This window comes from Thermodesulfobacteriota bacterium, from assembly GCA_040755095.1.
In the GTDB taxonomy this organism is placed as follows: Bacteria; Desulfobacterota; Desulfobulbia; order Desulfobulbales; family JBFMBH01; genus JBFMBH01.
Window position 1 is genome coordinate 19,485 of record JBFMBH010000032.1, and the last position, 13,432, is coordinate 32,916.

13 protein-coding genes are annotated in these 13,432 nt (G+C 64.8%); all 13 read right to left on the reverse strand.

Annotated elements, in window-relative coordinates; translation table 11 throughout:
* Positions 1-3: 3 nt before the first annotated feature.
* Positions 4-1,476, reverse strand: a complete 1,473-nt coding sequence (locus tag AB1634_07095) for an oligosaccharide flippase family protein (protein ID MEW6219291.1) — start codon at positions 1,474-1,476, stop codon at positions 4-6.
* Positions 1,469-3,574, reverse strand: coding sequence for a hypothetical protein (locus AB1634_07100; protein ID MEW6219292.1), 2,106 nt, complete (start codon positions 3,572-3,574; stop codon positions 1,469-1,471). Before AB1634_07100 ends, AB1634_07095 begins: the two co-directional genes overlap by 8 nt.
* A 26-nt stretch (positions 3,575-3,600) precedes the next feature.
* Complete coding sequence (locus AB1634_07105) at positions 3,601-3,843, reverse strand: phosphopantetheine-binding protein (protein ID MEW6219293.1); 243 nt, start codon at positions 3,841-3,843, stop codon at positions 3,601-3,603.
* The gene (locus AB1634_07110; GenBank protein ID MEW6219294.1) at positions 3,836-4,810 is read right to left on the reverse strand and encodes a ketoacyl-ACP synthase III; all 975 of its coding nucleotides are present in this window, start codon (positions 4,808-4,810) and stop codon (positions 3,836-3,838) included. The genes AB1634_07105 and AB1634_07110 overlap by 8 nt, the downstream gene beginning before the upstream one ends.
* A gap of 105 nt (positions 4,811-4,915) precedes the next feature.
* The gene (locus AB1634_07115) at positions 4,916-5,587 is read right to left on the reverse strand and encodes a hypothetical protein (GenBank protein ID MEW6219295.1); all 672 of its coding nucleotides are present in this window, start codon (positions 5,585-5,587) and stop codon (positions 4,916-4,918) included.
* A gap of 12 nt (positions 5,588-5,599) precedes the next feature.
* Positions 5,600-6,340, reverse strand: coding sequence for a GNAT family protein (locus AB1634_07120; GenBank protein ID MEW6219296.1), 741 nt, complete (start codon positions 6,338-6,340; stop codon positions 5,600-5,602).
* A 37-nt stretch (positions 6,341-6,377) separates the two neighbouring features.
* Positions 6,378-7,448 (reverse strand): pseudaminic acid synthase, encoded by a 1,071-nt coding sequence (pseI, locus tag AB1634_07125; protein ID MEW6219297.1) that lies wholly within the window; start codon positions 7,446-7,448, stop codon positions 6,378-6,380.
* A gap of 39 nt (positions 7,449-7,487) precedes the next feature.
* Positions 7,488-8,708: a GNAT family N-acetyltransferase gene (locus AB1634_07130; protein ID MEW6219298.1), complete on the reverse strand. Its 1,221-nt coding sequence runs from the start codon at positions 8,706-8,708 to the stop codon at positions 7,488-7,490.
* Positions 8,709-8,753: 45 nt separating this feature from the next.
* Positions 8,754-10,037, reverse strand: a complete 1,284-nt coding sequence (locus AB1634_07135; GenBank protein MEW6219299.1) for an N-acetyl sugar amidotransferase — start codon at positions 10,035-10,037, stop codon at positions 8,754-8,756.
* A 12-nt stretch (positions 10,038-10,049) separates the two neighbouring features.
* A complete protein-coding gene (locus AB1634_07140; GenBank protein ID MEW6219300.1) occupies positions 10,050-10,868 on the reverse strand; it encodes an imidazole glycerol phosphate synthase cyclase subunit in 819 nt (272 codons plus the stop codon).
* The gene (gene hisH, locus AB1634_07145) at positions 10,861-11,502 is read right to left on the reverse strand and encodes an imidazole glycerol phosphate synthase subunit HisH (protein ID MEW6219301.1); all 642 of its coding nucleotides are present in this window, start codon (positions 11,500-11,502) and stop codon (positions 10,861-10,863) included. The genes AB1634_07140 and hisH overlap by 8 nt, the downstream gene beginning before the upstream one ends.
* 43 nt (positions 11,503-11,545) lie before the next feature.
* Positions 11,546-12,877 carry an aminotransferase class III-fold pyridoxal phosphate-dependent enzyme gene (locus AB1634_07150; GenBank protein MEW6219302.1) on the reverse strand — a complete coding sequence of 444 codons (1,332 nt, stop codon included), beginning with the start codon at positions 12,875-12,877 and terminating at the stop codon, positions 11,546-11,548.
* A gap of 38 nt (positions 12,878-12,915) precedes the next feature.
* Positions 12,916-13,432: Gfo/Idh/MocA family oxidoreductase (locus AB1634_07155; protein ID MEW6219303.1), on the reverse strand; the 517-nt coding region annotated here is incomplete at its 5' end.

Genomic DNA, 13,432 nt, shown 5'->3' on the forward strand with positions numbered 1-13,432 from the left:
TTGTCACCTGTGGTGAGTGACCAGCCCGCCGACCACGCGCAGACTGTCCCTGGTCAGGATGCCGATCCTGATACCAACACAGACATAGGCGAGGACTGCCACCACCTTCATCGTCAGCAGCAGCTCGTAGGCCATGGCCATCCGCCGCAGCGCCAGCAGCAACAAGGCGCTTCCCAGGAAGACGCCGTAGATTGCCAGGACCCGGCCCCTCTGCCAGTGAATGCGGTAATGACGCTGCGAGAAACGGTAGTAAAGGGTGCCGGAAAAGAGCGATGCCAGAAGCGTCGCCCAGGCCGCGCCCTCGGCCCCCCATTTCAGGACCAGAGGAACGGTGACCAGCGCATTGACGGCGACGCTGCAGACGCCGAGCACCGACATGAGCAGCATCTTCTTGGCGTAGAGCAGCTGCGGGTGCATGTTGAAGAACAACAGCCCGTAATACATGGACAAAATGGTGACGATGTCTGCGGCGCCGTGGTACGAGGCCGGCGTCAGGACCGCAATCGCCTCCTGGGCGAAGAGCGCCACCGGCAGGGCGATGGCGACGGAGGCGTAGGCGAAGGGCGTCAGATAGGCGCCGACCGCCTGGCCCCCTTCGTCGCCCAGCTCGAACATCCGCCGGAACACCTGGGGTTGGCAGACGTTGTAGAGAGCGGTCATGAAGGTGAAGACCACCAGTGCCACCCGCTGGCCGATGCTGTACACGCCGGCGCCGCCCAGGGAGGCCAGCATGCCCACTAGGTACTTGTCCAGCTGGCTGCCGGCCACGCCCAAGAGCACCTTCGGCAGCATGGGGGTGCCGAGCCGCACGGACTCGAGCAGCATGGCCCGGTTCAGGCGGACAGGCTGATGCCGGAAGAAGTCGACGCTCAGCCACAGGAAGACCAGAGAACCCGCAAACAGCTGCCCCCAGACCAGGCCGACCACCCCCACCCTGGCTACCACCACTAGGTAATAGGCCGCGCCCAGGTTGAGCACGCTGCCTGCCACGGTGCAGAGGGCGAACCGGATGGCCATTTCGGAGTTGCGGAGGAAGGCCAGGTAGTACCAGCTGATCCCGGATGCGAACTGACCGCAGACGGTCCAGAACAGGAAATCGCCGTGCCCGGGGGCGCCGATGATCAACCTTGCCAGCCCATCCCGAGCCACGAAGGTCACCAGCGCCCAGACCACGAAGTTGGCAATCACCAGTCCCAGGGTACTGCTCAGGAGTTGCAGGCTTTCCGCTTCGCTGCCGCGGTACTGGAAAAAATTCCGGTTGTAGACAGCGTTCATACCGAAGTTCGCCATGCCGCTGGCCAGCATGGCGTAGATGGTCGCCAGCGCCAGCACGCCGTAGTCCTCGCTGGACAGGATCCGGGTGAACACCGGCATGGTGAGAAATGGCAGCAGACTGTTCACCAGCACCGGCATGAGATAGATGATGCCGTTTCTGACCTGGTCCCTCCGGAAGGAAGCCGTCGCGGGTTCAGGCATGGTCACGCCGGTCCTGGTCCTGCCACACGTGTTCCTGTCCCCAGACGGTTGCGAACCGCTGCGCCGCCGTGGCTAGGGCCGTCTGCTGCGTCGCCCCGTCTCGCAGCGCCTCGTGGGTCCAGCGGATGAAGGAGCCGAGCCGACCAGCGGCGTTGCCATCCCGGAAAGGGTCGATGTCGTCCAGGCCCGGGGTCCAGTCACCGAAGCCGGGGCAGCGGTCGGGATCGGCACAGTAAGCCTCGAAGGCGCTGCGGAAGGCGGGCCACTCCCGAAATACCACACGCCCTCGCCCCCAGGCGTAAAAGGGGTGATCCAGGGTGGCTGTGGCGTCGATGAGCGCGGTGGGGATACCGGCGAGGGCGGCCTCCAGGGCGGCGGTGCCGCCGTTGAGCAGCCCCACCACCGCGTCGGCCATGAGGGCGGCCTCGGTGGGATAGATGTTGCCGACCAGGGTGTCGCTGGTGAGAAACACGGCCCGGCCGGTATCCCGGGCCCTCTCCAGCAGGTCCCCCAAGGAGGCGAGGCGCTGGAACAGGTCGGTGGATTTCTTGGGTTTGAAGACCACACCAAGCGTCGGCTCGTCCAGGAGCCATTCCAGCAGAAACCGGTAATCGGCCGCGGCCACAGCATGGGACGACCTGATGTACCAGCGGTCCACCGAGTTTTCGTCCAGAAAGCAGAGGATGTGTCTGGCCCCTTGCGCCTCCAGGCCCCGCCGGACGGCCTCGATGCGGGGGTTCGCCTCCACCAGCCGCCGGACGCCGCCATGGACGAAGCCCATGTTGACCAACCAGTCGTTCGCACCCCGCAGCCGCTGGCGCTGTTCCCGAAAACGGGAGGAGAACACGAACTGCACGTTTTCACCGGCCACCAGGGCCGTGCTGGGCGCGACGATGTTGGACAGGGAATACTGGTACGAGATGGTGGCTCCTCCCAGGTGGTCCAGGGCCAACACCTGGCCCACGGCGGCCACATTGTCCGGCGTGACGTTGACCGCCACCCGGTTGCCCTGGAAAAAATCGAGCCAGTAGCTGTACTCAAAGGCCAGGGAGGCCGCCTCGAACAGGAGATAGGCCGGCACCCTGGATCCAGGCCCCAGGGAGGCGACCGCTGCCCACAGCACCGCCAGCAGCTCGCGACCCAAGACGACCAGCATGGCCGGCCGGGGTCGCCAGTCAACCACATCCGGACCGCGGCCGACGATACGCAGCCCCCCGCTGTGGAACGCCGTCCGCACTTCCGGCGACAAAGGGGCTTCCGAGGTGTAGCCATAGACAAGGAGGTAGCCGGCCCCGACATCCGCCTCGGCCGCCCAGAAGAGCCCGGAGCGGTCCTCGGGCCGCAGGCTCAACGTGCGGTGGTAGTTGTGCACAGCCACCGTCGGGACGGCCGTGGGCGCTGGTAACTGCGCCAATCCGTCGGGGCATTCTCTTCCCTTCCGCGCGCCGCATCCCCAGCCGGCCACCACCCGGGTCAAGAACCGGGGCAGCGATGCCAGGCCCCTGCGGAGGGTCGGAACGGCCCGATCGAAGACGCGACCGGCCCGGTCCGGGTCCCAGTTGGGGCCGTAGCCCTGTAAACGGATGTTTCTGGCCGCCGCATAGCGTTGCAAGGCCAGGAACCAGCAGCTCCGCCGTACCAGGAGGAGGGCGTCGGCCCGACGGACGTCGTCTTCCCGGCCAAGCAGCCATTCGACTAAGCCAAGCCGCAAGAACTCCCGGGTCAGCCATTGCTCGGCCAGACGCTCGAAGTAGAGGACCAGTTTCTCGTGTTGCCAGCGCCGCGCCAGGGTGGCGAGAAAGGGGCTCCTTTCCAGGAGGTCACGCCTGAGCTGCCGGCAATGCCGCCGTGCCTCCTCCTGCAGACTCACGTAGACGCAGCATCCGTCCTGGTCCACCACCTGGCCGATGTGGCTGGTCACGAGTCGCTCCTGCGCCCTGAGCAGACCAAGAGCGCGGACGGTGGCCAGAAAGACACCGGCGCTCCGCTCCGGCTCCTCAAAACGGACAATGGCCGCTGCCGAGCGGCCGTGCCACAAAACCGGCACCAGGGACCACAGACAGAGCCGGTCGACGAAAAGCATCCTGGGCGGGGACATACGGAAGCGGCGGCGCTGATGCTGCCTCAGCGCTGGGCCCTGGAGGCAACATAGTTGACGACGTTGGTCATGATGGTGAGCTGGTACTGGCCGATATCCTCTTCCTTGACGGGGATGGAAAAGGCCTTTTCCAGGTCGAAGAAGAAGGTGATCATATCCAGGGAATCCATGCCCAGGTCGTTCTGCAGCCTTTCACCCTTGTCGAAGTCAACCCTGCCTTTGATGCCGGTGATGATCTCCTCGATCTTGGTCCTGATCTCCTCAGACATGCCATCCTCCGCCGCAATTTTCAAGAACTGTGCTGGCCCATGACAGGCCAACTCCGAATCCAGATATCAGAATATGGCAAATATCTTCGCCGCCAGTCTGCACGAGCAAAGTATGCAGCGCGATGGGCACCGATGACGACACAGTATTGCCGAAGCGTTCCACGCAGCTGAACACCTTGTGCCCCTCGACGTCCAGGCGCTTCGCGATGGCCTGCAGCATGAAGAGGCTGGCCTGGTGGAAGACGAAGCGGTCCATCCCGGCCAGGGTCATGCCGTTGACCGCCGCGCAACGCCGGATGTCCTCGGGGACCACCGCTGCCACCAGTTCGAACACCCGCCGGCCGTCCATGTGGAGATGCTGCCGCGGTCCGAGGTACTGGTCGGTTCGCCTGACGATCAGGCTGTCAGCGCCGGCACCGCTGGTTCCGAACGTGAACCGGCCGACGGTCAACCGCGGCGCGTGGCCCAACAGGGTGGCAGCAGCGGCATCACTGAACAGCGGTTTCGTGTTCCGGTCGTCGTCGGCGATGATCTTCGAATAGGTCTCGGCGGTGACCAACAGGCCGGCCTCGATGCCGTTGCTTTCCATGAAGGCCTTGACCACGGACAGCCCGTAGACATAGCCGGAACAACCCAGGCCGAGATCGAAGCAGGCAACCTTCGCCGGCAGGCCCAGCTTGACCTGCACCAGCGCCGCGGTATGCGGAAGCTGGTAATCGGGGGTCTGGGTACAGACCACCAGCACCCCTAACCGATCCAGCACCTCGGGCCGGCGCTGCAGGATCGACCGCACCGCCATGACAGCCAAGTCAGAGGAGTACTCGCCAGGAGCGGCCACGAAAATGGAACGTACCCCCAGCTTCTCCTCCAGAAAGGGAAGCGAGAAGCCGAACCGTGCCGCCAGCTCCCGGGAGGAGATGGACTGCTCCGGCAGATGGTAGGCGATGTCCTCGATGCCGATGGTCACTGGTCATCCTCTCCTGGGACGCTGGCGTGGGGCGACGCCGTGGGTTCGCAGGCCACCTGCGCCCGGGTCATCCGGCCCCAGTCAGCAACGCGGCCCCTGGGCTGATCACGGCTGTTCAAACAGGGCGAAGGCCACTTCGAAGGGTTTCACGAAGGTGTCTGGCAACGACACGGCGCTGAGGGTGGCGATGGAATCATCCCGGCGGCGAACCCCGATGTTCCTGATCACAAGGGGCAACCAGCATGACCCCTCCTGGTTGGAGACCGGAGGCTGCAGGGGCACCCGCCGCATGAAGAGATTCACCACCCGGAACGGCCCGGGCTTGGCCGACACCGTCAGCAGATGGATCTGCTTGTTGGCCTCGATGGCATTGGCAAAGAGATCGTCGGCGGTGCCAACATCGATCAAGCAGCGGCCGCTGTAGTCCCCGGCCAGCTGCAAGTCCCCCACCCCACGTCGTCTCTCCAGCCGCCGTTCCACCGGCCGCCCGGTGTCTTCCAGGAAGACCGCGGTGTAGGCCCAATTCCGATCCTGGAAGCGCATCACCGTCTTGGCGCCGGCCGTCGCCTCGGCGGTGGGCGCCTGGGTACCGGCAAAGAAACGGAAGACACCATTGGACAACACCTCGCCGTGGAATTGGGCATCGACCACGGGGTGGTGCCATCGGGCCTCCGGCACCAGATGACGAGCCAGGGCTTTGCGGGCCTCCGACAGCAGGGTCGACGAGTTCACATACGACCGGGCGCCGATGAGAACAAAATCCGTCACGACATCCATGGGCTTCATCCGTCATTCGCCCCTCTTCAGCATGCCCCACAGATTCTCCGCCTGCTCAGCAGCCAGCCAGGCCCGAAGCCGATCCACTGTGGATTCGGCAGGCAGATTCTTCAGCATCTCGAACAGGGCGCTCTTCCCTGGCCAAAGGGAGCCGCTCCGGGCCTCCTTGAGGCGCAGGTAATCCTCCAGCAGGCACGACGCCATCATCGTGTCCCATACCCGATGTCCCTTCCGGAAGTTGTTACGAAGAATGCCCTCGATCTGGTAGCCGAACAGCACCTGCCAGCGCTGCCATTTGATGAGTTCCACGACCTGTTCGGACTGCACACGCTCCACGCCAACCTGTTCAAAGGCATGTTCGGTCATCCGGCACTTGGTTTCCATGGCGTAGTAGATCGAGTCGGGAGCGTCGTCCTTCTTGCCGATGACCATGGCAAAATGACAACGCCTTTGCACGTGATCGATGAAGGACAGTGACGCTACGCCCACGAAATAATTTGCACTCTTGGGCTTGATGAGCAGGACGATTCGGTTGTCGCTGTTCGTCACCGTGTCGTAGAACCGTTCCTGCCTCTCTCTGGTATTGGGAAACACCCCCTGGTAGAGGTAGGGGGTCACGTCCGGGTCGTTGAACCAGCGGTACCATTGCTGGAGGACCCGCTCCTCCCTGGAGGGGGCGCACAGATCCACCACCTCGCCTCGGATAAAGACATCGTCCGCCGGACCTTCCTGCCCTCTGCCCGCCATGGTCATCTCCCCCGCTGCCGCCGACGGTTGGCACCCCAAGCCATCAGCCATCCAATACTGCCGCCCAATCCAGTGGCGTTCCCTTACGGATGTCCCGGCTTGCCCGGCGGCCCAGGATGAGCCCATAGTACTTGGGGGCCAGTCCGTCCCCCGGCCGTATGATCCTCAGGTTGTGCTCGTTCAGCTCTTCCCCCCGGCGCACGTCCTCGACCACGTAGATGGAGCGGCGGAAGCGCAAGGAGGGTGCCTCGGCGGTGGTCACCCCGTAGGCCACCCGACCCAGCGCCTGCCATGCTTGCAGGGATTCCGCCACCAGTTGCCGCATCTCGTGCGGCTCCATGGAAAAGGCGGCATCGACACCCCCGGCGGCCCGGGAGAGCGTGAAATGCTTCTCGATTACGGTGGCGCCCATGGCCACCGCGGCCACGGCAACACCGATGCCCCGGGTATGGTCGGACAGCCCCACCTCGGCTGTGAACAGCTGCCGCAGATGGGGCAAGGTGGCCAGGTTGATGGTGTCGGCTGCCGCCGGGTAGGTGCTGGTGCACTTCAGGAGCACCAGCCGGTCGCAGCCGGCCCCTCTGGCCGTCGCCACGGCCTCGTCCAGCTCGGCGACCGTCGCCATGCCGGTGGACAGGAAGAGGGGCTTACCGGTGGCCGCCACCTTGCGGATGAGGGGCAGATGGTTGTTCTCGAAGGAGGCAATCTTGTAGGCTGGTACCCCCATGGACTCCAACCGATCCACTGCCGCCTCGTCGAACGGGGTGCTGAAGACGGTCAGCCCCAGGTCCCGACAACGCCGAAATATGGCTTCATGCCACTCCCAGGGGGTATGAGCCTGCTCGTAAAGTTGATAGAGGGAACGATCGTGCCACAGGCTCTTCGGATCATCAATGAGGAAGCTTTCGGACCGGGCATCGATGGTCAGGGAGTCGGGGGTGTAGGTCTGTAGTTTCAGGGCGTGAGCCCCGGTGGCGGCGACGGCATCGACGATGGCCAGGGCCGTGTCCAGGGACTGGTTGTGGTTGCCCGACATCTCGGCGATAACAAAAGGCGGCTCTTCCACGCCGATCAGCCGGCCGTTCACCACCAGTTCCCCAGCCCCCTTTCCCATGATCGTGTCATCCTCCCTGCGCACAGCCCCTGACCGCTGTCAACCTGCCAACCTCTGAAGCTGCCCGGCTGGTCGGACATAGAGCAACAGATCGCCCTCGCGACCGGTGCAGCTCATGCCGATGGCCTCGGCCATGCGGATCGAGGCCTGATTGCCGGGTTTGATAACTGCCCTCAGGACCCCGGGCATGGTCGCGGCCAGCTGGGCCAGCATTCGCTTGCCAATGCCGCGGCCCGTCGCCCGGGGTGCCACGATCCAGGACAGCTCCCAGCCGTGGTCAACGGCATCGGCACGCACCATGCCCACCGGCAGACCGTTCTCCTCCGCCACCGAGATCCTTCGGGCCGGATCGGCCAGGACAGCGCCCAGCCACCGTTCGTGCTCCTGCCTGTCCAGCAGCCGGGAATGGCGGCTGGCCTGCCTGGCTTCATCCGTGTTGCGCCAGGCAAGGAGCAGATGCCGATCGGCCCAGGTGGCAGGGCGCAGGCCGATGGCGCTCACCGCGGGCCTGAGACGGCTCCGCAGCCAGTGCACATCCCGAACGAAGTCGTCGAGGCCAGAGTCCGGCCGTCGGGGAGTCTCAAGGCTCAACCAGCAGCTCCGCGGCAGAAAAGCGACCAGCTCGCCCACAGGCAGGTCACCCTGCCCCAGATTGAGGTGCACGTCGATCTCCGAGGCCTGCCATCCGTCCGCCAGGTGGAAGTGCCGGGGTGACAACCCCGCCAGATCCCCCACCACCTGCAAGGGGTCCTGTCCCAGGGAGCGGGCGGCGCAGACGGCATGACCAAAATCGAGCACCAGTCCGGCTGCTACGCCGGCGGCCAGAATCTGACCGATTTCCCCAGCGCTGTAGCCCCGGCAGCTCTGCCCTCCCAGCCCCAGCCGGGGCTTGTTTTCCACCTGGATGCGGCTGTCGTCCAGCAGCCGCAGCTGGCGGATGGTCTCGGCCAACGTGCCGTCGCAGCCGGGATGGACGATGATGGTGTCTGCGGCGAGAAGATCGGCCAGCCGCTGCACCTCCGCCATGGCGGCCCGGTTGGTGGCCTCCAGCTGCCGCTCCGCCAGGTTGACACCGTGGCCGGCATGGGGGGCGTGGAGGAGAAACGGCAGGCCGGACCGGCTCCAGAGGTCGGCTGTGGCCTCTACGCTGCCGGGCACCACATAAAGCTCGATATAGTCAAACAGGCCGTCGGCATGCCGCTCCTGCGCCTGCCGGCTCAGCCCTGTATCCGTTGACCAGAGCTTGAGACCAAGCCGCATCGGTCAGCGCCCCCCGGTTCCGGCCGCCCCGCGCCGGGAACGGTGCTACAATATGACGTATTCACTCTGCTGATTGAGGCTCTCCCCCTCCTCGATGTGCTCGTCTCGACAGGAGCCCTTGCGCGGGGTGCGGATGAAGCCCTTGCAGTCCGGTTGCAGCGGCAGCCGTGCTGCCTCCACCCCCGGATCCTGGAGGTGGTTGCCGATGTGATCCTTGACCTGCCATCGCCCATCCTGGCCCTTTTCCCAGATGCTCGGATCCCGCATCGGTTCCACCAGGGCCTCGAATTCCTCCTCGGTCATGCCGATAAAGCGTAAGTACAGATCCAGGTCTGCCGGCCGCACCGGATCGTACTGCATGACCATGGCAATCCCTTCCTCCCGGGTCATGCGGCGGTGACGGATCTCGGTGCTGGCGTCATCCGTGGCCCGGCCGTAGCCGAACTTCAGATACTTGAGATAGTCGTGGACGCCGTTGGCGTGGATGTCCTCGAGCTTGTCGTAGAGGTTGAAAGTCCGGTCCCGTCGCTGGGCCGTTTCAAAGCCGTACTTCTCGATCATCAGCTCGGTCTGTTTCCGGGCATTCCAACTGATGAAGTTGCTGAGATAGATCCCGCGCAGCCCCACCTCTTCGATCTCTTCATCCGAAGGATAGAAAAAGGCGGCCAGATCCCGGGGGGTAAAAGGCGAGTCCCGGCGGTTGAGCAGGTCCTCGGGCTCGAAGCCGCGCATGTCGTGCTCCTGACGCTTCTTCTTGGTAAACTCCACCATGTCGTCCTGGTTGAACATGCCGGTAAGCTCAGTGAAGCCCTCTTCCCCCCAGATCATGAGGGGAATCTTGTAACGGACCGCGATCTGGATCGGGAAGGTCATGATGCCGGCATGATAATGCCAGGTGATGTCACCAACGTGCTCCAGCATGTAGCGGCTGATCTTGCGCACGGAATCCGGATTGATCGTGAAGCGTAACAGATCGCAGCTGAACTGCTTCACGAGATTGGCGAGATTGCGCATACCAAGCTTGGTGTTGAACAGGTGATTGTACGTGACGAGCAGCGGATTCATGCCGTAGACCTCCTTCATCAGGTAGGTCTGGTAATGGCTGTCCTTGCCGCCGCTGACCGGGATGATGCAATCGTAAACCTGGTTCTGCTCCCGGGCCCGTGCCTTGTACTCCGCCAGCAGGTCCCGCAACCACCGTTCCCGCTCGGTCCAGTCGATCCGCCGCCTGGATTCGATCACACGGCAGCCGCTGCATACGCCGCTGCCATCGAAGATGATGTCGGGCTTGGCATTGGCCGGATAGCAACAACGCTGACAATACTCCACGGCTGTCCTCCCTCAAACACGATATTGCACTTCGTACTTCGGCTTTCTTTGCGTCAGATTCTTGAAGAAGACGGTCTCCCGCATCTCCACCTGCTGCTGCACCATGTACTCCTTGGCTTTCTTGGTGCTGTGTTCGGTGAAATGGAAGATGTTGGCCGCCGATACTGCTGCCGCTCCCCCCCGGGTGATGCCGTCCACCAGATGCTGCCAGTTGCCCACCCCTCCCGAGGCGATGACCGGGACACCCACGCCTTCCGCCACCCGCCGGGTCAGTTCCAGATCGAACCCTTGCCGGGATCCGTCCTGGTCGATGGAGGTGAGGTAGATCTCGCCTGCCCCCCGTTCCTCAACGATCCGGGCCCAGGACAACGGGTCAAGCCCGGTGGGCTGCCGGCCCCGGTCAACTATCACCTCGTACCGCCCCTCCTGGTCACGCCGCACATCCATGGAAACGACGATGCACTGGCTGCCGAAGGTGCGGGCGCAGGTCGCCACCAGCTCCTCCTGCCGATAAGCCTCGGTGTTGATCACCACCTTGTCGGCTCCCAGCTGGAGAAAGGTGCGTACGTGCTCCGGCCGGGAGATCCAACCGCCCACGGTCAGCGGCACGAAACAGCGCTCCGACAGGTCGCGCACGATCTGCCCGAAGGGCTCCCGGAACTCCTGATCCCGGCTGACGTCCAGAAGCACGATTTCGTCCACCGCCCAGGTATTGAAGAAATCGACGGCGGTGATGGCATTGCCGATGACGTTGGTGTGCGCAAAGCGGATGCTCTGGACGATGCGGCCGTGACGGGCCAACAGGGTGGCGATGAGTCTCTTCTTAAGCATGCGGCGCCTCGTGCGCGCAACTGTCCAGGAAGTTGCGCAGCAGCTTCAGGCCTGCCGCCTGGCTCTTTTCCGGATGGAACTGCACCCCGTGGATGTGCCCGAGGGACACGCTGGCCACCACGTCCGTGCCGTGCCAGCAGCGGGAAGTGACTAGATGTGCCGACTCCGGTACCGGTCGCAGGTGGTAGCTGTGCACGAAGTAGAAGACCGGCCGGGGGGCGAGATCCCGGAATAGCGGCCCGAAGCCTACGACCTCGACGTCGTTCCAGCCTATATGCGGCACCTTGAAGGCCCCGCCCTCGGGCACGATCCTCTCGACCGTTCCCGGCAGCCAGCCCAGGCCCTTGGTCACCCCGTGCTCGTGGCTCTCCGAGGCCAGGAACTGCATGCCGAGACAGACCCCCAGGTAGGGCTTACGCCGGTCCAGCACCTGACGACTCAGGGCCTCGATCATCCCCAGTTCCCGCAGCCTGCGCATGCCGTCTTCGAAAGCACCAACCCCGGGCAGCACGATGGCGTCCGCTGCCTCCAGATCGGTTGCCGCGCGGGTGACCAGCACTTGACAGCCCAGCGCCAGGAAGGCGTTGGCGATGGAACGTAGATTGCCCATGCCGTAATCGATGATGGCGAGCATGACCACCGTCCGCTGCCCGCCGGAGCGCCTGCTCCGGCGGGGTTCAGATCAGCCGGGCGAAACCGGCGCTGGCCGGCTGGCCACGGAGGGCCGCCAGCAGCACCCCCTCGTCCCCCAGGGTCGCCAGCTCCCCGAAACACTCGTCCACCAGGCGCAGATACGAGGTTACGTGTTCTTCCTGGTGGGCGTACATGGCGTAGAAGAGCGTCGAGGCCAGGCAGCCCCGGTCCAGCATCATTTGCACGAACAAGGCCTTGCGTTGCTGGGGCAGCGAGTCCTGGAAGGCGAAGTGACTTAACGGCGGGATGCCGCCGACCGAGATCCGCAGGCCATGCCGGGCCGCTGCCTTACGCCAGCCCTCCTGTACCAGGCCACCGACCCGCACCAGATGGTCCGCCGCCTGACAGGCCCGGTGCTTGCGAACGGTGGCCAGGGCTGCTGCCGGCCCCAGCCGCTCGGTCCAGCACGTGCTACTGATGAAGCTCTCCTGGGCTGCGGCCATCACCTCGGCGCGACCGATGACGGCGCCGATGGCGTAGCCGTTGCCCAAGGCCTTGGAAAAGACCGCCAGGTCCGGGGCGACGCCCAGGATCAGATGGGCACCGCCTGAGCATAGCCGGAATCCCGCCGAGATCTCATCGAAGATGAAGACGGCACCGTTCTTGGCGGCCAGATCTCTGACCCCAGCCAAGAAGCCGGGAGCAGGGGTATCGTTGCGGATGGGCTCCATGACGACTGCGGCCAGGCTAGCGCCGTGGCGGGCGCAGATCGCTTCCAGTTCCGGCAGCTGGTTGTACCGAAACGGCAAGGCGGTGCCGGCCAGGCCAGCAGGCACGCCGCGGGGGCTCAGGCCCGGCATGAGATGGCCTTCCAGAGCCGTGCCACTGGCCAGGTTGGCGGCCAGGTACCAGTCGTGCCAGCCATGGTAGCCACAGAAGGCGACCAGGTCCCGACCGGTGTGGGCCCTGGCGATGCGAACAGCTACGGCCATGGCCTCGCCGCCGGCCCGGGTAAAGCGCACCATCTGGGCCCAGGGGTGGATCTCGCACAGGAGTTCCGCCAGCTCCACCTCCTCCGGACAGTTGAGGGACGAGCTGACGCCGTCGGCGATGGCGCGGCGCACCGCCTCGTCCACCTCCGGATCCCCGTAGCCCAGGATGTTGGCGCCAATGCCGGCGATGCTCATGTCCAGGTATCGGTTGCCGTCCAGATCCCAGACCTCCACCCCCTGGGCGCGGCTGAAATAGCCTGGCCAAACCCCCAGGGAGAAGCGGTCCGGCCGCTTGGACAGAAGCTGGGTCATGCCCGGTATGCAAACTCGCGCCCGGGCCTGCATGGCCAGGCTCAGCGAAAGATCCCGTGGTCGGTTTTCCATGCCCAACTCCACCCCTGAGTCGACCTGCCCCGGCGCTCTCAGGACGTGGCGCAGCACATGGCGCCGGCCCCTGCCCTTGCCCGGGCCTCCAGGGCGACCTCCAGCTCCCGAAGTGCCTGCCTGCCGTCGAGGAGCAAAGACCATTCCTGCTCACCGCCAGCGATGAAGCGCCCCAGCATCAGCCGGTAAGGCTCGTTGCCGTCCAGGCTGTCGGAGGCGTGGAGGGTCTCCCACTGGTCGCGATCCCGCCGGAACAGACGGACGCTGCAGATCTCCGGGTTCTTGCCTTCGCTCTGCCACAGGAGCATGCCGTCCTCTCCAACCAGCTCACAGCCCCGGCGCTTATAGGGGCGCAGATAGTCGAGATGGATCTCCGACACCGTCCCTGACGCGTGCCGCAAGGCCAGGCAGGCATAGTCTTCGACGTCGATATCGAGGTCGCTCAGCCGGGCGGCCACCGCGGCGTTCACGGTGGCAACCGGTCCCAGAATCCACCCAAGGTAGTCCAGTTCGTGGATCGCGTCCAGAATCACCCCGCCCCCCGCCTCCCGCCGG

What these genes read in the sequence shown, in the direction of transcription:
- AB1634_07095 (MEW6219291.1), bottom strand. Translation starts at nt 1,476, where the DNA reads ATGCCTGAACCCGCGACGGCTTCCTTCCGGAGGGACCAGGTCAGAAAC.
- AB1634_07100 (MEW6219292.1), bottom strand. Translation starts at nt 3,574, where the DNA reads ATGTCCCCGCCCAGGATGCTTTTCGTCGACCGGCTCTGTCTGTGGTCC.
- AB1634_07105 (MEW6219293.1), bottom strand. Translation starts at nt 3,843, where the DNA reads ATGTCTGAGGAGATCAGGACCAAGATCGAGGAGATCATCACCGGCATC.
- AB1634_07115 (MEW6219295.1), bottom strand. Translation starts at nt 5,587, where the DNA reads ATGGATGTCGTGACGGATTTTGTTCTCATCGGCGCCCGGTCGTATGTG.
- AB1634_07120 (MEW6219296.1), bottom strand. Translation starts at nt 6,340, where the DNA reads ATGACCATGGCGGGCAGAGGGCAGGAAGGTCCGGCGGACGATGTCTTT.
- pseI (MEW6219297.1), bottom strand. Translation starts at nt 7,448, where the DNA reads ATGGGAAAGGGGGCTGGGGAACTGGTGGTGAACGGCCGGCTGATCGGC.
- AB1634_07130 (MEW6219298.1), bottom strand. Translation starts at nt 8,708, where the DNA reads ATGCGGCTTGGTCTCAAGCTCTGGTCAACGGATACAGGGCTGAGCCGG.
- AB1634_07140 (MEW6219300.1), bottom strand. Translation starts at nt 10,868, where the DNA reads ATGCTTAAGAAGAGACTCATCGCCACCCTGTTGGCCCGTCACGGCCGC.
- hisH (MEW6219301.1), bottom strand. Translation starts at nt 11,502, where the DNA reads ATGCTCGCCATCATCGATTACGGCATGGGCAATCTACGTTCCATCGCC.
- AB1634_07150 (MEW6219302.1), bottom strand. Translation starts at nt 12,877, where the DNA reads ATGGAAAACCGACCACGGGATCTTTCGCTGAGCCTGGCCATGCAGGCC.